This is a genomic window from Synechococcus sp. A15-44, from assembly GCF_014280115.1.
In the GTDB taxonomy this organism is placed as follows: domain Bacteria; phylum Cyanobacteriota; class Cyanobacteriia; order PCC-6307; family Cyanobiaceae; genus Parasynechococcus.
On record NZ_CP047938.1, the window covers coordinates 772,639 to 789,690 of the forward strand.

13 protein-coding genes, 1 tRNA gene and 1 pseudogene are annotated in these 17,052 nt (G+C 54.3%); 9 read left to right on the forward strand and 6 right to left on the reverse strand.

The features are described 5' to 3' along the window. The first annotated feature begins 3 nt into the window (after positions 1-3). Positions 4-1,342 (forward strand): annotated as a pseudogene (locus tag SynA1544_RS04280) (16S rRNA (cytosine(967)-C(5))-methyltransferase). Positions 1,343-1,351: 9 nt separating this feature from the next. On the opposite strand, the gene SynA1544_RS04285 reads toward SynA1544_RS04280, so the two are convergent. Genes SynA1544_RS04285 through SynA1544_RS04295 form a run of 3 tightly spaced genes read right to left on the reverse strand, consistent with a single transcriptional unit; the run spans position 1,352 to position 4,580 of the window. Then, positions 1,352-3,403, reverse strand: coding sequence for a transglycosylase domain-containing protein (locus SynA1544_RS04285; RefSeq protein ID WP_186514941.1), 2,052 nt, complete (start codon positions 3,401-3,403; stop codon positions 1,352-1,354). Next, complete coding sequence (chlG, locus tag SynA1544_RS04290; RefSeq protein ID WP_186514942.1) at positions 3,400-4,353, reverse strand: chlorophyll synthase ChlG; 954 nt, start codon at positions 4,351-4,353, stop codon at positions 3,400-3,402. The genes SynA1544_RS04285 and chlG overlap by 4 nt, the downstream gene beginning before the upstream one ends. 11 nt (positions 4,354-4,364) lie before the next feature. Continuing rightward, positions 4,365-4,580 carry a DUF2862 domain-containing protein gene (locus SynA1544_RS04295; protein WP_114988478.1) on the reverse strand — a complete coding sequence of 72 codons (216 nt, stop codon included), beginning with the start codon at positions 4,578-4,580 and terminating at the stop codon, positions 4,365-4,367. A gap of 56 nt (positions 4,581-4,636) precedes the next feature. Here SynA1544_RS04295 and hisF point away from each other — a divergent pair, with 56 nt between their 5' ends. From hisF to SynA1544_RS04330, 7 genes are all read left to right on the forward strand, one after another. After that, positions 4,637-5,407: an imidazole glycerol phosphate synthase subunit HisF gene (gene hisF, locus SynA1544_RS04300; protein ID WP_186514943.1), complete on the forward strand. Its 771-nt coding sequence runs from the start codon at positions 4,637-4,639 to the stop codon at positions 5,405-5,407. Then, positions 5,404-6,105: a bifunctional demethylmenaquinone methyltransferase/2-methoxy-6-polyprenyl-1,4-benzoquinol methylase UbiE gene (gene ubiE / locus SynA1544_RS04305; protein ID WP_186514944.1), complete on the forward strand. Its 702-nt coding sequence runs from the start codon at positions 5,404-5,406 to the stop codon at positions 6,103-6,105. The genes hisF and ubiE overlap by 4 nt, the downstream gene beginning before the upstream one ends. Positions 6,106-6,184: 79 nt before the next feature. Further along, the gene (locus SynA1544_RS04310; protein ID WP_186514945.1) at positions 6,185-6,535 is read left to right on the forward strand and encodes a hypothetical protein; all 351 of its coding nucleotides are present in this window, start codon (positions 6,185-6,187) and stop codon (positions 6,533-6,535) included. 42 nt (positions 6,536-6,577) lie between these two features. Beyond that, positions 6,578-7,468 carry a glycine--tRNA ligase subunit alpha gene (glyQ, locus tag SynA1544_RS04315; RefSeq protein ID WP_186514946.1) on the forward strand — a complete coding sequence of 297 codons (891 nt, stop codon included), beginning with the start codon at positions 6,578-6,580 and terminating at the stop codon, positions 7,466-7,468. A 6-nt stretch (positions 7,469-7,474) separates the two neighbouring features. Continuing rightward, positions 7,475-9,370 carry a ComEC/Rec2 family competence protein gene (locus tag SynA1544_RS04320; protein ID WP_186515453.1) on the forward strand — a complete coding sequence of 632 codons (1,896 nt, stop codon included), beginning with the start codon at positions 7,475-7,477 and terminating at the stop codon, positions 9,368-9,370. A gap of 25 nt (positions 9,371-9,395) precedes the next feature. Then, positions 9,396-9,482 (forward strand) — tRNA-Ser (locus tag SynA1544_RS04325). A gap of 264 nt (positions 9,483-9,746) precedes the next feature. After that, positions 9,747-10,925 (forward strand): tyrosine-type recombinase/integrase, encoded by a 1,179-nt coding sequence (locus tag SynA1544_RS04330; protein ID WP_370594108.1) that lies wholly within the window; start codon positions 9,747-9,749, stop codon positions 10,923-10,925. 380 nt (positions 10,926-11,305) lie between these two features. Here SynA1544_RS04330 and SynA1544_RS04335 read toward each other — a convergent pair whose 3' ends face one another. Beyond that, entirely contained in the window at positions 11,306-11,506 is a 201-nt protein-coding gene (locus SynA1544_RS04335) for a helix-turn-helix transcriptional regulator (RefSeq protein ID WP_370594097.1), read from the reverse strand. A gap of 338 nt (positions 11,507-11,844) precedes the next feature. Here SynA1544_RS04335 and SynA1544_RS04340 point away from each other — a divergent pair, with 338 nt between their 5' ends. Beyond that, a complete protein-coding gene (locus SynA1544_RS04340; RefSeq protein WP_186514948.1) occupies positions 11,845-12,342 on the forward strand; it encodes a hypothetical protein in 498 nt (165 codons plus the stop codon). A gap of 1,135 nt (positions 12,343-13,477) precedes the next feature. Here SynA1544_RS04340 and SynA1544_RS04350 read toward each other — a convergent pair. Together SynA1544_RS04350 and SynA1544_RS04355 are read right to left on the reverse strand one after the other, a co-directional pair. Beyond that, positions 13,478-13,735 carry a hypothetical protein gene (locus SynA1544_RS04350; RefSeq protein WP_186514950.1) on the reverse strand — a complete coding sequence of 86 codons (258 nt, stop codon included), beginning with the start codon at positions 13,733-13,735 and terminating at the stop codon, positions 13,478-13,480. Positions 13,736-13,956: 221 nt separating this feature from the next. Next, positions 13,957-17,046, reverse strand: a complete 3,090-nt coding sequence (locus tag SynA1544_RS04355; RefSeq protein ID WP_186514951.1) for a CHAT domain-containing protein — start codon at positions 17,044-17,046, stop codon at positions 13,957-13,959. Positions 17,047-17,052 lie beyond the last annotated feature (6 nt).

Here is a 17,052-nt window from a genome sequence, read left to right on the forward strand (position 1 = left end):
TGCGTGGTGCTCTTGTCTGCTCCGGCTCCGATTGGATTGCTGCCGCGCCGTCTCGCCTGGGATGTGTTGCAGGCGGTGGCGGCAGGGGCCTATGCCGATGTGGCGCTGGAGCGGGTGCTGCGGGAGCGGGACCTCAAGCCTTCGGATCGTGGGCTGGTGACCGAGCTGGCCTATGGGGCCATCCGCCAACGGCGCACTCTCGATGCCTGGCTGGATCGGCTGGGCAAGGTGCCGGCGTTGAAGCAGCCGCCCAAGTTGCGCTGGCTGTTGCATGTGGGTCTCTATCAACTGCTGTTGATGGAGCGGATTCCAGATTCAGCAGCGGTGAACACCGCCGTGGAGTTGGCCAAATCCAGCAAGGGATTGGCCCGGCTGGCCCCTGTGGTGAATGGGGTCCTCCGGGCAGCGCTGCGAGCACGGGAGGCCGGCGAAACCCTGCAATTGCCCAACAATCTGCCGGCTCAGCTCGCCCAGGCCCATTCCCTGCCGGATTGGTTCACCCAGTTGTTGATCGAGTGGCGCGGGGCGGAGGGGGCCGCGGCGGTTGCCAGCGCCTGCAACCGCGTACCGGATCTGGATTTGCGGGTGAACCGGTTGCGATCGAGCCCTGCGCAGGTGCAGCAGGATCTGGCCGCGGCTGGTATCAGCAGTGAGCCCATCGTGGATTGTCCCGATGGCCTGCGCATCTCTGGGCATAGCGGCGACCTGCGCGACTGGCCTGGATATTCCGAGGGCTATTGGTGTGTTCAGGATTGTTCGGCGCAATCGATTGCACCTCTGCTCGATCCCCAGCCGGGGGATCGCATCCTGGATGCCTGTGCTGCCCCGGGGGGGAAAGCCACCCATGTGGCGGAGTTGGTGGGGGATCAGGCGGAGATCTGGGCTGTGGACCGTTCGCCTGGACGGCTCAAGCGCGTTGCGGCCAATGCAGCGCGGCTGGGCCTCGCCTCCATCCATGCCCTGGCCGCAGATGCCGCCAACCTGTTGGAAGAGCGTCCCCAATGGCGTGAATCCTTTCAGCGGATTCTGATCGATGCCCCCTGTTCGGGCCTTGGAACCCTGGCCCGTCACCCCGATGCCCGTTGGCGGGTGACGCCCGAATCCATCCGTGGCCTCCTGCCCCAACAACAGGCCCTCCTGGATGGCCTTGTACCGCTGCTGGCTCCCGCCGGAGCATTGGTATACGCCACCTGCACCATTCATCCCGATGAAAATCAGGCGCAGGTTCAGGCCCTGCTCAAGCGCCACCCCATGCTGCGCCTGGAGCAGGAAAGCCAGCTCTGGCCCGATCAGGTCAGCGGGGGGGGATGGGTTCTATTCAGCCCTGCTTCGGCGGGTTTAGAGCACGGGATTAATCCCGGGTCCATCGGCGTCCCTGGCGATCAACGTTTCTCCCAGGGGAACTGTCCCTCCAGAGATAGGGCGTTGGCCGAGGCGGAGGTGCCACGGGCGTGAGAGCCGGCAGGTCGGTCTCAACTGTCGGTTGCGTTCCATCAGGCTCACCGTTGCCTTTCTCCTTCTTCTGCTTTGGTTTGGTTTTCGGTGGCTTGGCAATTGTTTTGGGGTCGACAGCCAAACGCACTTTTCGCTTCGTCTTGGGTTTTTCGGGGAAGTTGCGCACGGGGATCTCGTCCTTGATCTGGAGCATGAATTGCTTCCAGGCCCATGCCGCTTCGCCACTGGTGCTCTTGGTGGCGCGGTCGTCGTCGTATCCGAACCAGACGCCCGTTGTGAGCTGAGGAATCGAGCCGATGAACCAGAGATCGCGGGTGTTTTCTGAGGTTCCCGTCTTTCCGGCCACCTGCCGGTCATCGAGTTTGGCGGCGATGCCGGTGCCGCCGGTCACCACCCGCTGCAGCATCCAGTTCATGGTGTCTGCCACATCACTATCAACCGCCCGCTTGCCTCGGTTGTCGCTCAGGCGTCGGCTCCAAAGCAATTCATTCTTGGGTCCGCGAATTTCCTCGAAGGGGCTGGGGGTGAAGAACACACCGCGGTTGGCCATGCCGGCATAGGCGGCGGTCATGTCGAGGATGGTTTGCTCATAGGCCCCGATGGCCATCGGGTAGTACTCGCCGAGAGGTCGCTCGGTGCCGATATTGAAGTTGTTGGCAATCTCAATGACGGCATCAAATCCAACGATGTCCTGCAGTTGAACCGCCACCGTGTTCAGCGAGTTCTTCAGTGCATCGGCAAGGGAGATGTTGCCGTAGTACTTGTTGCCAAAGTTTTTGGGGCAGTAGCCGTTCCAGCAACGCTTGGCATCAAATACTTTGGTTTCGGGCTTCATGCCCCGATCGATGGCCGCGGCGTAGGGAAACAGCTTGAAGGTGGAGCCCGGAGAGCGCAGCGCCAGGATGGTGCGGTTGAACTGGCTCTTGGAGAAATCCTTGCCGCCCACCATCACCCGCACCAGCCCGTTGCCGGGATCGATCGAAACCATCGCGCCTTCGGTGTCGAAGGGGGCATTGGCTCGAATCACCTGCTGAGCTTTTTTCTGCCAGTCGAGATTCAGGCTGGTGCGCACCTTGACTCCGCCCACTTCCAGTTGTTCGGGCGTCAAGAATTTGGGCAGCTCCTGGGCAATCCAGGTGGTGAAGTAAGGCGCTGAACTGTTGAAGTATTTGGGTGTTGCGGGCTTCAGTCCAAGCGGGCTGGTGCGACCGCGCTCCGCTTCGCTGGTGGAGATGAATCCGGCCTGGGCCATGCGATCCAGAACGATCGAGCGCTGCTCTTTCGCCAGGTCTGGGTTCACCAGGGGTGAATAAATCGATGGAGCCGGCGGCAGCCCAGCGATCATGGCCGCTTCTGGAACCGTGAGCTGCTCGGGGGTTTTGGAGAAGTAGATCCAGGCCGCATCGGCAACGCCGTAGGCGCCGGACCCCAGATAGACGTAATTGAGGTACTGCTCGAGGATCTGCTGCTTGCTCAGCTGACGCTCCAGCTTCATGGCCAGAGCCGCTTCCTTGAGTTTGCGGGTGATCGTGCGGTCCTGGCTCAAAAAGACTGTTCGAGCCAGCTGCTGGGTGATGGTGCTTGCCCCTTCCCGAACGGCGCCCTGGCGGACATTGGTGACGATGGCCCTGGCGATGCCCCAGCCATCCACACCATCGTGCTGATAGAAGCGCCGGTCTTCTGCGGCGATGAACGCCTCAGCCACCGTTGGCGGCATCGCGCCGGGCTTCACCTTCTCTCGCGTCGCTGGCCCAAGCTTCTGAATCACCTTGCCATTGGTGGAGAGCAGGGTGATCGTTCCCGGCCGATTGAAGCTGGCAATCCCGCGGGCATCCGGAAGCGTGGCATCCACCAGTTCAGTCAGAGCGCGCATGCCCAGAGCAGCTCCAACGCCCACTGCAGCTGCTGTGCCAGCGATCAGTGCCCAGTGCAGGCGGGTACGGTTCACATCACCTGGGTCAAGGGGCTGTGGCCCACGGCCAGAGCGGTCACCAACATGCCGAGCACCAGGAAGGGTTGGGCACTGGCCTGATATTTCACGTCAAAGGCCACGGGGTCTCGCAGCAACCAGATGTCCTGGAAGGTGATCTGGGGAACGATCAAGAGAACCAGCAGAACCGCTGCGAAATGCTGGCCGATCCCGATCAGGACGGCAACCATCGCCATCTGAAAAACATCGATCATTGCGGCGCTGATCCAACTGGCGCGTTTGATGCCGAACACAACAGGCAGGGATTGAAGTCCGAGTTCTCGGTCGCCTTCAACGCTTTTGAAGTCGTTGACAACAGCAATGCCGAGACCCGCAAGGCTGTAGGCCAGGGTGAGCAGTGCCGTGCCCCAGGTCAGCTGCCCGAACAGGGCCTGGCCTGCCCACCAGGGCAGAGCGATGTAGCTGGCACCGAGGGCGTAGTTCCCGAGCCACCCGTTCTGCTTGAGCTTCAGCGGGGGAGCTGAATAGATGTAGCTCACAAAGGAGCCGCCCAACGCCAGCAGAAAAACCACAGGCGTGGCGTGACCGGCCCATCGGTCAAGGCCGTAGGACACGCCCAAACCCGCAAGCAGCAGAACCCAGATCTGCAGCTTGACCTGGCCCAGGGGAATCGCTCCCGAGGGGATCGGGCGGTAGGGCTCGTTGATCGCGTCGATCTCGCGGTCGTAATAGTCGTTGATGGTCTGGGTGAAGCCCGCCAGCAAGGGGCCACTCATCAACATGCAGGCGAAGGCGGCGAGCACGTGGTCCACTCGCCATTCGTAGTTACCGCTCGCTGCGGCGCCACAGATCACCCCCCAGATCAAGGGGATCCAGGTGACCGGTTTCATCAGCTGCAGCCGCAGCTTCCAGATGTTGGTGGTGCCTGAGGCACCCTTCATCCCAAGCAGCTGACGGGCGTCGCTCACGGAGTCAGTCCTCAGGCGGCGGCGATTTCGTCTTCGAAGAACCAGCTGGTGGAGCCATCGCTGAGCTCAACAACCACACCGATTCCCTTGCCGTCGACGGTGCGGAAATCCTTCACCGTGCCGTTGGCGTCCTTCTTCAGAAGGTCAACCATGGCCTGGGGAATGCGATCACGCACGCGGGTCACGCGAACCTTGGAGCCGATCGAAATGGCGTCAGCCTGGGACATGGCCTGCGAGGCTTGGAGAGTGGCGCAACCCTAACAGTCGCTTTTGCGCCGAATCGATGGTTGCTCTGCGTCTGATTCCTTGCCTGGATGTCGCCCGGGGACGGGTGGTGAAGGGCGTCAATTTCGTCGGCCTTCGCGATGCCGGCGATCCGGTTGAACTCGCTTGCCGCTACAGCCGGGCAGGGGCGGATGAACTCGTTTTCCTCGACATCGCAGCCAGCCATGAGGGGCGGGGCACCTTGATCGACATGGTGCGTCGCACCGCTGAATCGGTCACGATTCCTTTCACGGTTGGCGGCGGCATCAGCACCGTTGAAGGGATTACCGAGTTGTTGCGGGCCGGTGCCGACAAGGTGAGCCTCAACTCCTCCGCGGTGCGGCGGCCTGAGCTGGTGCGAGAGGGGGCTGATCAGTTCGGCTGCCAGTGCATCGTCCTGGCCATTGATGCCCGTCGTCGCGATGCCGGCGGCTGGGATGTGTACGTGAGGGGAGGCCGCGAAAACACCGGTCTCGATGTTGTGGAGTGGGCCCGGCGGGTGGCTGGCCTCGGGGCTGGCGAGATCCTGCTCACCTCCATGGATGGTGATGGCACCCAGGCTGGTTATGACCTCGCCCTGACCAGGGCCGTGGCCGATGCGGTCCCCATCCCGGTAATCGCCTCCGGTGGTGCGGGTTGCCTGGATCACATCGCTGAGGCGTTGGACGTGGGCCCCGAGGGAGGCCATGCCTCCGCAGCACTGTTGGCCTCGTTGCTGCACGACGGTGTTCTCACCGTGGAACAGATCAAGCAAGATCTGCTGTCCCGTGGCCTGACGATCCGTCCATGAAGCCTGGTGATCCCGCGGCGGTGGAACAGCTGTTTGACGCTGTCGCTCCCCGCTACGACCGCCTCAACGATCTGCTCAGTTTCGGGCTGCATCGCCAGTGGAAACGTCAGCTGGTGCGCGCCCTGAAGCCTGTGGCGGGGGAACAGTGGCTGGACCTGTGCTGCGGTACGGGGGACCTGGCCTTGGAGTTGGCGCGCTGTGTTCGGCCCGCTGGAGCGGTGACGGGTCTGGATGCCGCCGCTGCCCCCTTGGAGCGTGCACGCCAGCGTCAGCGCCAGCAGCCCTGGTTGCCGGTGACCTTTCAGCAGGGGGATGCCCTGAACACGGGTTTACCAAGTGCCTGCGCTGATGGCGCGGTGATGGCTTATGGATTGCGCAATCTGGCGGACCCCCTGCAGGGGCTGAAGGAGCTGCGACGGCTGCTCAAGCCCGGCGGACGTGCCGGGGTGCTGGATTTCAATCGTCTTCCGCAAAGCGGTGCGGCGGCTGCCTTTCAGCGCTTTTACCTGCGGCGGCTGGTGGTGCCTGCTGCGGCCTCTGTGGGGTTGCGGGAGGAGTACGCCTATCTGGAAAAGAGTCTGGATCGCTTTCCAGCGGGGCCTGATCAGGAGCGGCTGGCACGGCAGGCGGGATTTTCTGAAGCGAACCACCGCTCGCTCGTGGCCGGACAGATGGGCGTTTTGACCCTTAGAGCATGAATCTTCGCCTGCGTCGCTTGCGACACACCCCGCCGCTGACGTAGGAAAGCTGAAGAGAACGTTAAGGGGAGGTTCCGGTTTGGCGTTTCCGCTGCCGAAGCTGTTGCCCCGCATTGAAGAGCTGCTTCAGGAAGTGCAGTGGCTTGATGGATTGATCCTGATCACTGACTCCGACCGTGCCTGTTTCGTCTCCTTCTCGCAGGTGGATCCACTGTTGCGTCGCCTGCGCCAGCGCCCCAAAGGCCCGGAGGTGGCTGAAAAGCTCTGCATGTCCTTGCTGGATTGCCATGGCAAGGGCGGTGCAAAGCCCGTCCTGGTCTTTCAGGGGGATGGCAGTTTCTGGCTCGGAATGATCGGTCTCAGCGGCAACAATCCGCATCGCCATCACGCCATCGCGCACCTCCACCGTTGCCTGGCTTTGGAGGGCTGACCGGCCACTGGGCAGAATCGGAACCCAGGACGCCCCGGCCCAGTGCATTTTCAGGACATCATCAGCACGCTCAACCGGTTCTGGGCAGACCAGGGGTGTCTGTTGCTTCAGCCCTACGACACCGAGAAGGGTGCCGGCACCATGAGCCCCCACACGGTGCTCCGAGCCATTGGCCCTGAGCCCTGGGCCGTGGCCTATCCCGAACCCTGCCGTCGCCCCACCGACGGTCGTTACGGCGACAACCCCAACCGGGCACAGCACTATTTCCAGTACCAGGTGCTGATCAAGCCATCCCCAGATGGCATCCAGGAGACCTATTTGGCGTCATTGGAGGCGTTGGGCATCAAGGCCGCTGACCACGACATCCGTTTCGTTGAAGACAACTGGGAGTCCCCAACCCTCGGCGCCTGGGGCGTGGGCTGGGAAGTGTGGCTCGACGGCATGGAGGTGACCCAGTTCACCTATTTCCAGCAGTGCGGTGGTCTGGACTGCAAACCGGTGTCCATTGAGATCACCTACGGGCTCGAGCGGCTTGCGATGTATCTCCAAGACGTGGAAAGCATCTGGGACCTCAGCTGGAACAGCGAGCGCAGTTATGGCGAGATCTGGCTGCCGTTTGAAAAGGGGCAGTGCCACTTCAATTTTGAGGCCTCCAATCCCGAGCGGCTCAAGCAGTTGTTCGCCATCTATGAAGCGGAAGCGGCAGATCTGATCGAGAAGCAGCTGCCGGCACCGGCCTTGGATTTCGTTCTGAAATGCAGCCACACCTTCAACCTGCTGGAGGCCCGTGGCGTGATTTCCGTGACGGAGCGCACCGCCACCATCGGTCGGATCCGCAACCTGGCCCGCAAGGTGGCCGAGGCCTGGCTGGCGGAACGGGAGGCCCTTGGTTTCCCGCTCTTGAAAGGGGGAACTCTCGAGACAGCGGCCTGATGGTTTCTGCGTCGACGTCGTTCTGCTGATGCCATTGCCCTCTGTCTCCTGGCGCTCCTTGTGCTTCGAGGGGTGTTGTGGGGGGCGCCGACGCCGAGCCGAGCCGATCCATCTCGCCTGATCCAGACGCCACCGGCGACCGTGGCGATCAGCGGGCGCTTGCTTGCCGATGTGCGCCGTTATTCCTCGGGGTGTTCCGGTCTGTTGGAGGTGGATTGGGTCGAGGCTCGTCGGGTCGACGGGCGAACCGAGCTGCAGTTGCCTGAGTGCCCTGCACCCCTGCTGCAGGGCTGGCGTGTCCAGGCCACGGGGGTGCTGAGGCGTCCGCTGCCAGCGGTACACCCGCTGTTGCCGGGATCGGCAGAACGTCTAGCCCGCCAAGGCAGTTGGAGTCAGCTGCGGGCCGAGAGCATCGAAGTGCTGCAGCGTCCATGGACGCCGTTGGCTGATCTGCGGCGCGATGTTGCTCAACGGCTGCAACAGGCTGTGGGGCCGCGGCGGGGTGGTTTCCTGGCTGCTCTGGTGCTGGGCAGCGCCCAGGTGCAGCTCCCGGAAGACATCCGAGCGGCGTTCCGTATGGCCGGCTTGTCCCATGCCCTCGCCGCATCGGGTTTTCACCTCTCCGTACTGCTCGGCAGTGTGCTGATGCTGGCCCGCCGCTGGCCTCTTGGCCTGCGGCTTCCCCTGGCGGCCACGGCGCTGCTGCTGTTTCTCTGCCTTGCCGGAGCCCAGCCATCGGTGGTGCGGGCGGTGCTGATGGCTGCGATGGCCTTGCTGATTCGTGAGGCAGGTCATCACAGCCGTCCCGTCGGTGTGTTGTGGTTGACGCTCAGCGGCATGTTGCTGTTGCGCCCGGCCTGGGCCCTATCGATTGGTTTTCAACTCAGTGCGGCGGCCACCGCTGGGCTGATCCTGACGGCTCCTCGCCTCGAGAAGGCTGTTCAGGCGTGGTTGCCGGATCGCTGCCAGGGCCTGGCAGCAGCGTTGTCCATCCCTGTGGCGGCCTTGCTCTGGACCCTGCCGCTGCAGTTGCTCCATTTCGGTGCCATGCCGTTGTATGCGCTGGTTGCGAATCTGCTTGTTGCCCCGCTGCTGGCGCCGCTCACGCTGCTGGCCATGCTCTCGGCACTGTTGGTTCTCGTGGGGCCTAGGGCTGTGCTGCCCCTGCTGCTGTGGCCTGTTCATCAGTTGGCGGGCCTGGTGATCACCATGGCCAGCTGGATCAGCCACTGGCCTGGGGCACAACTGCTCACCGGACGTCCCCAGGTGTGGGTGGTTGCCCTGCTGGTGCTGGGCTTGCTGCCTTGGTTGCTGGGGGCAGGGCCCTGTCGCCGCTGCTGGTCGTTGATCCCCCTGGCAACCGCCCTGCTCGTCCACGGCCTCGTGCAATTGGGCGATGGTTTGGTGACGGTGGAGCGGTTTAATCGTCACTGGTTGCTGGCTCGCCATCGTGGGCGTGCCGCTCTGGTGAGCACCCATGGCGATGCGCGCAGTTGCCGGATGGCCAAGAAGCTCGCCGCTGTGCACGGCCACGCCCGTCTGGACTGGGTGCTGCTTTTGGATCCTGTGGCCACAGACGTGCTGGCCTGCTGGCAAGCGCTGGCGCACCACGTTGAGGCTCCCCAGCAAGGCCAAGCTCCCATCGCCATCGGCCAGGTGCTTCGGAGCGATGGCCTATCGGTGCAGCGTCTGCAGTCCCGCTCTGGCGCACTGGTGATGCGGGTGGGGCATCAGTGCTGGCAGCTGGTCCCGAGCCCTCAGGCCTTGTGGGCACTGCAGCAGCGGCAGCGATCAGAACCCCGGCAGCTGATCACCGGAACCTGGCTGGGGTTTAAGCCTTCCGTACCCCAGCGCCGTTGGCTTCTGAAGCATGGAGCAGGTGCCCGGTTCGTCGGCCTTTAAACTGCGGGTACGCCTGAGGGCGTGTGGAGAGGTGGCAGAGTCCGGTTGATCGCGCACGACTCGAAATCGTGTAGGGGTAACACCCTCGTGGGTTCGAATCCCACCCTCTCCGTTCAATCGACGTCCGCTAAGGGCGCAAAGCTTCCATAAACCCTTTTGCCCCAGCATGTCTGGGCCTTTTTGCTGTCCGCCAACGTCCAAAGTGAACCCCGGAATTCCGGTGGCCGTGTTGTGAGACGTGTTGTGAGATTTTTGATAATGTGTTGTGAGAAAAGTTGGTGTTGTGAGAATGGTGCAGACCCCGCTCAATGACTCGCAAGTCAGGGCTCTGTAGGCCGGCCCAAAGCGTTCAATTCATGCTTTAGGTAATTCCTTACTGCTCGTCGTCGAACCGGCTTTAAAAGGCGGCGGCAAGCGTTTTGTGGGGCGGTACCGCTTTCCATCAGGTCGTTTGGGCAAACAAAAGGAGTACGCCCTCGGGGTATATGGCAAAGGGCATGGTCAGCTGACCTTGAAGGAAGCCCGTGACACCTGGACCAAGATCAGAGCTTGGGGGCTTGAGAGTGGCGAAGACCTTCAGGGCTACAAGCAGTCGGTGCTCAACCCGCCCAAGCAAGACTCACCAACCTTGGGGACGGCGATCAAGGAATATCTGGCCACGTCCCGTCATCGCGAGTCGACACGCAAGGACTACGCCAATTGCCTGAACAACCAGGTCATGCCGGTCCTGGGAGCTGAGACACCGCTCAGTTGTTTTGCTTTCTCTGATGTTCAACGGGATGGACGCACGGGACGGCGGATCGTTCTGGACATGAAGAAGGATCTGGAAGAGCATGCTCCAGTTCAGGCTGATAAAGCCTTGATGGTTCTTAGACAGGTCTTTGGTTATGCCATTGATCAGGGCTGGATGTCAGAACCGAACCCTGCGCAGGGATCACGGCATGCACGGTCGTCCCACGTTGTCCAGCATCATCCAAGCCTGACGGCGGATCAATTGCCGACATTTTTTGAGTGTCTAAATCGCAATAAACCGAAGGGCTCCTTGGTTGTTGTCTCTGCAGTAAAAATATTGTTTTTATCGTTCTTGCGAGTTGGCTCGCTGGCTGGTATCCGATGGTCTGAAATTGATGAAAAGGAATCAATATTGGCAATTCCAGCAGAGCGGATGAAAAGCAAGAAGTCACATGTGGTGCCGTTGACCCAGCCTATGGTTGATGTCTTTGAGCCTCTCAGAGACTTAACAGGAGAATATGAATTCGTCTTTGATACGGGTCGTGGGGGGAAGCTTCCTCATATGCATCCATCGTCAATAAATGCTAACCTATTCAAGTTGGGATACAAGGGAATGCTGCGAGCGCATGGTGTTCGTTCCATTCCACTGACGATTGGCCAAGATATTCTGGGATTTTCACCTGATGTAATTCGACGCCAATTGGCTCATACGATTGGAGATAAAGTCCGCCAAGCTTACGATCGTTCGTCTTTGCTAAAAGAGCGCAGAGACTTCATGGTTGCTTGGTCAGATTATCTGCTTGATCAGGGTCTCAAGGTTTAGGTCAAGTCTTTTTAACCAGAATTCTTCAAAGTTCAGCAAGTTCGAGTTCGTGTATAAACCTTTTCTATAGGCAAACAAGCATTTTTTGTAGACATTTTTGCTTTTTGTGGCTACGTTGGTGAGTTCAGGAGTTCGATCTTTGATCTACTATCTTTTTCTAAAAGAAGTAGTCATTTTTTGCGGTCATTTTTTGCCGTATGCTCTCTTTATCTAAGCACTATTATCTTTTATTTTTAGGCTCAAAAGTCCTGCCGAGCCAAATTCCTACTCCGTTACAAACAGCCTTTGCGTAGCCCTGCTCGTGGGTGAAGGGAGAGTGGTGATCAGATCGACCGGCAGCTTCGAACTGGCTTCTAGTATAGATAGCTATGCAACTTGATTTACTGCTGTTCCATAGTTTCGATCCAACTTAAAATGTCTGATTCACGCCAGACCGCTATACGAGCACCAATTTTGAATTGTTTGGGAAATGATCCTTGGCTCATATGTGAATAGATAGTTGATCTAGAAAGACCAGTCATCGCAATGACTTCAGGTAATCTGATGAGCCGCTTATGCCTCATGGTCAACTGAAAGCCCATCGAGTGTGATTAGTCTTGGAAAGTAGCCATGTCATTCCCAAGTGTCTACGTCTAATCCTTGATTTGAATGTCTAAATCTTGGCATTAATTTGCTTGTTTAATGGGCTTTAGCATGCTCTCTGGATTTGTCAGTTGATAGCTATTGATAAAACAGATTTCTGTGAATCATGATTGGATTGTTAAAAGGTGATTCTGGTTTCGCCTTAATCGATTGCAGCGCAATGCACGAGAGCAATCTCGAGGCTCCACTAGGAGACGGAACTCCACCAGCCTTCTTCTGTCGATTCAGTTGATGTCCTCTCACACCAGACTTATGGTGGGATATCTGAGTTAGAGCTATGGGTCGCTCTCGAGATCCCTATCAGATTCCAAAAGCCGGGGTTGAGATTGCTCCCCTAGCTGGGCTTGCGTCCTTCAACATCAACGGGAGTGTTGGTCCAGTCTCGGCCAGGGAGTTTGTAGGCGAATCCACCTTGGGCGGGGTGTTGGTCTATGCCATCTACCAAGCTCTCTTAACTGGTCTCCGTACCGAAGCCATGCGTAAGCGTGGAGCTGTGGATCGCAAAACTCAAATTCGTTTGGTGGCTGAGTCTGTTTGGGCATCTGCCAAAGAGGGCGCTGCAGTGAGTGCTGTGCTTGGGGTTGTTCTTGTGGTGCTCCCTTGGATGGCATTACCCTTATCAATCCTCGGTGTGTTCGGTGCAGGCAAAGCAACCATGGATCTGGTCGATGCATTCTGGGATGGACTCACAGAAGAGCAGCAAAATGAAGTTCGAGTTTTGGCCTACGAAGCTGGTGTGAATCTCAGTCAGATCTTCCAGCCAAGACCTGCCTGATCTATCAGAACTAGAGTGGGCTCTTTCTTTTTTTTCTATGCGACATTTCAGTCTTATGAAATGCGTGTGACCTCTTAGGCGCCACAGTTCCTATTTGCCTGAAAAAGTCCGGCTTGGTCGATTGTTGTGGCATAGGCCTGAGACAGTTTCCCCTTTTTTGATTTTAGATATATCAACTTAGAATTAACTAGTGTTATATAGTTTGTTTTGTGGATAGTAATCCTGTCAATACAGCAAAGTTGTTAAAAGATCTGATTATGCGTGTTGATCATTTGCAGCGAGAAGTCTCCCGACTTGTTCAATCACGATCACCTGATCGGTTTGTGCCCTTGAAAGAGGCAACCAGGCATTTGCATTGTGGGCGTGACTGGTTGGTGTCCCAGATCAAGGCAGGGGTGTTGCGGCCTGGTATTGACTTTATTGATCGGACGTCCACGACCTCATCGCGTAAGCGTTACTTGGTGAATCCTGTTTCGGCATTGCGTTGGCTTAATGGAGCCCAAGTGGTGGCTGTTAAAACGAAAGGCAAGGCTATTCTTCCTGTCCGGGATTAGTTCCATCGGGATCTTCCAGTAGTTGTTCAATGATCATCTCTAGTGCATCGCTTCTGCTAGACAAATTATAGTGTTGCTTGATTTTCTCAAGCAAATCAATAGTACGTCGGCTGAGATTAACTCTCACTTTAGGCATGAGATTCGTCCGTTGTCTTTAGATGGATTCGATTTGTCTTGGTAAAAGATTGGTAAAGCTGCTAGGTCTTCACTTGTTAGTATGAATTTATTTGAGAATTTGATTGATCGTCTTTCCGTCGCAGTCTGTTTGAGCTTGGTGCTCCAAGTCTCTTATCAAGTCCTTGATGTGTTTATAATGTATTCGAGCATAACCTAGTGAAGTGTTTGTAAAAGAACATGCTGCCATTGCTGGATTGCTTTGATCAATTTCATGATAGAGAGGTGCATGGAAGGTGACATACCTACGGCATTCTTGAATGGATCGAATCTTTTCGTCTCTGATAGCTGCATAACAATTCCGAAGTGCCCCTAATTCGTTAAGGGTTTGGTCAAAAAATACAGAGGAGCAAGCGCTTGCGAAAATTCCTAAGGAAAGAATTATGAGAGCATTTGGGTATTTGACTTTATTCAATTGTCATTAAACTAGTTTTAAATTTATTAGAAATAGACAAGCTCTTTGTTTGGGTCATTTTTTCTAATGCAGAGTGATTCTTATTGTTTAGGTCACCAGCCAAAGTAGGCACCGCTTGAATGTCCGTTGCGGTAGTGCGATGGACCAGTTCTGTAGTTCTGTGTACCGCTACGCATAGGTTGACCGAAGTAGCTGCCACTACCCCAGCCATTGCTGCGCTGATACTGACGTTGTTGGTTGCTAAGCCCATAGCTTCCCCAGCTCCAAACCTGAGCAGATGCTGGTTTGACAGCCATGATGCTGAGCGACCCCATGGCAATGGCAGCAGTGATGGCTTTAGTGAACAATTTCATGATGAGGAGAGGTGGTGTGGCGTTGTCCGCCTGGCGTCTCCTTCTCGTTCCGGGGTCCAGGAGGTGATTCCAAAGATGAACCACGTCCTCCAAAAGCACTGGTATAAGAGGCTTTTGGTTAGAGCCCTTCGATTGGGCCCCAGTCTCCACTCAATTGGAAAGCGGCCCAGACATAGGGTTCACGCCAGTCTTCGTTGGGGTGAGTTCTGAATTCTTTTTGAGTTGCTGACAGGGCATCTCCACGTCCGCTGCCATCTTTGAGCCTTGTGTAGAAGCTGGTCATGAAGGCGGCTGTCGCTTCATCGTCGACCTTCCAGAGGCTTAACAAACTGCTCCTTGCACCTGCAACTGCAATTGCACGCTTTAGCCCATAGATCCCTTCGCCAGCTCGAATTTCCCCTCGTCCAGATTCGCAGCCTGAAACCACTACCAATTCTGTTCCATCCCAATCAATTTGTGTAATCTCAAGTGCTGTTAGATATCCATCGTTATCAAGACTTGTATCGTCATTATTTGCTTCTGAAAGCACTATACCACTTCTAATTAGAGGATTTAGATTATAAAAATCTCCATTATTGATGCTATCTTTATCAGGATCTAAGACGGCTTTTTCTCCTGCTTCATCGCTCTTGCTTGACCCTTTGGATAAGTAAAAAGCGTGTGTTGCTAAATGTACTACTTTAGGTGCTGATATTTGTTTTACATTGTTAGATGTCGCTTGTTCTCTCATTAGTAGTTTTCCCCCAATTAAGGATTGAATGGAATTACCCTCGATAGCTGTTTCTTTAAGCCTTTGCCATACACGTAGATCTTGATTAGTTGCAGGCCGAAAAACTTTTTTATTGGATTTATTTTCAACCGAGGTTACTCTATCAGAGACTTGATTAATAGCGTCATATGCTGGATCGGCTACTATCAAATTTTGACTTCTTGAGCTTTTTGAGCCCTTTGTCAGGTCTATTAATTCTCTTCCGGTAGTAATTAAGCGAAGATTTACTGATTCAGATAAATAGGAATTATTCCTTTCGGGAATCTTCAAGCTATTAAATGGCATGCGATTTAATTCACCATCTGCTGATATGAACCAATTTGATGCATCATTTGTAGCTTTTTTCAGTGGCCTTATTACAAGCTGATAGACATTATTAATCAATTGAGTGGAGTCACTCCATTTTTTTTCGATCCCTTCTGTCATCTTATGAATTGCCGCATCTATATCTTTTGCAGGACCAAGGTCTATTGTTGAAATTGAATGATTATCGGTCAGTATAATTGCTAAATATCTGGCTCTGTCCCATCTTTTTCCCACACGCGGATGGTATTTTTGAAACTCAATCAATACGCTTTTTTGTGGCATGGCTTTTGCCACCTCTTCAATTGAAGTGATGCGTGGCTTTAATCGAGGTAGAATTTTGTACAAACTTTGCTCGAGCGTTTCTCTATAAGTGTTTAACTTTTTTCTTTCGCTAGGTTCAAGTGAAAACGAGCTCAGAGAAGAAATTACAGACTGTAATTCTTTTACAATCTCATACTGTGTATTAGATAAGTTCGTCAATTTTGATTGGTTTCCCTCTAGATCTGCTAGTATTCCATGAAGGTTTATCCGTGAAAATAAAGCAATTGTATTGTATTCTGAATTCCTTTGTGCCAGTGAATAGCTTAACTCACTTATTCTGCCAAATGTTTTTTTGAATTCCGTTCTCTTGCTGATTGATAGAAATGGCGCTTCTCTTTGGATTAATATGGTTTGAATCTGTATCACACGTTTAATGGCATCTTCTGTTATGGAATATTTACCCGCATTAAAACTGCTACTGGCTAAAGTTGTAAGCGCTTCATAGGTCTTTTGATTATATTCTCCAACTGATTCTCGAAAGATTTTAAGCGCACGTTGGCTATAAATTAAAGCCTGTTCGTATAACCCTTGGTCGCTATATATATTCGCAAGATTATTTAAAGTAATTCCTATGTCAATATGATCTTTGGGCAATACCTCCTCTTTGATCTTTAAGGATTTTATATAAAATGATTCCGCCTTTGTTTTGTCCCCGATGTTTGCATAGGCTGCAGCTAAATTGTTCAAAGATGTCGCTGTATACGGGTGGCTTAATCCGTATATATTCTTATTAATTTGAACAGTCTTTTCCAAGACAGGTAAAGCCTTTGTAGGATCCGTAGTTAGTAGCATACTGGCAAGGTTATTCATAGTTAATGAGGCATAGTGATGTTCTAGACCAAAATTTAGTTTGACAATTTCTAATGCTCGTAGGTAATGGTCAAAAGCTTCGTCGTATCCTCCCCCTTGAAAATCATTGCTTTGACTAACAAGTGCATTTGCTAATCTGTTAAGGGGCATAACTAAATCTGGGTGATTTTTACCAAGCACTTTTTCCTTGATTAATAATTCTTTGATTGCATAATCCTTTGCTTCACTGAATGCATTAAGTCGCAGGAATATATTGCTAAGATTGCCTATTACTGTGGCCGTGTGTATATGATAAGTGCCGAAATTGCTCTCAAAAATTGAAAGGACTTTCATGTAAATTGCTTTAGCTTGCGGATACAGGCTCAGATCTTCATTTAATGCAGCAAGACTTTGCAGGGTCATTGCAGTGATGAGACTATTCTCTCCTGTTAGGTTTTCTATGATGTTCAAGGCTCTTGTGTAATATTCTTTGGCTTTGATGTATTTGCCCTGTTTGTGATAAAGCTGTCCAAAACTAAAGTAAATTCCGTGACTGCTTAGAGGATTAGGTTTTGAAAAATTCTCTACAACTTTCCTGGCTTTGATGTACTGCGCTTCTGCTTCTGGGAATTTTGCTTGCTTCTTGTAAATGTTTCCTAGCGCAAGCAAGGTTTGTTCTATTTCCCACGAGTCTTCTATCTTGGATTTAATGAATATTCTTAGTGCTTCTTTAAGAGAGTCTTCTGCCTCTTTGAAGTTTCCTAGCTTTGCGTGGATCGAGCCAATTTTTTTTAGAACAATGCCTACCCAGTAATCTTCCTTTCCGAGATGCTCTATTTTAATTTTCAAGATCTGTTCGTTTGCCTTTAAAGCGTCTATCAGATTCCCATTATTCTCAAGGTTATTGGCTGCTTTTTCTAGTTCAGATATGTTTGCATTTGATTTGTTTTCTGTGATTAATTGCGAATATAGATTGTTTGTTTCTAGAACTGTATGGTCCTTGCTATGGGTGGACTTGTTCAAGTCAAT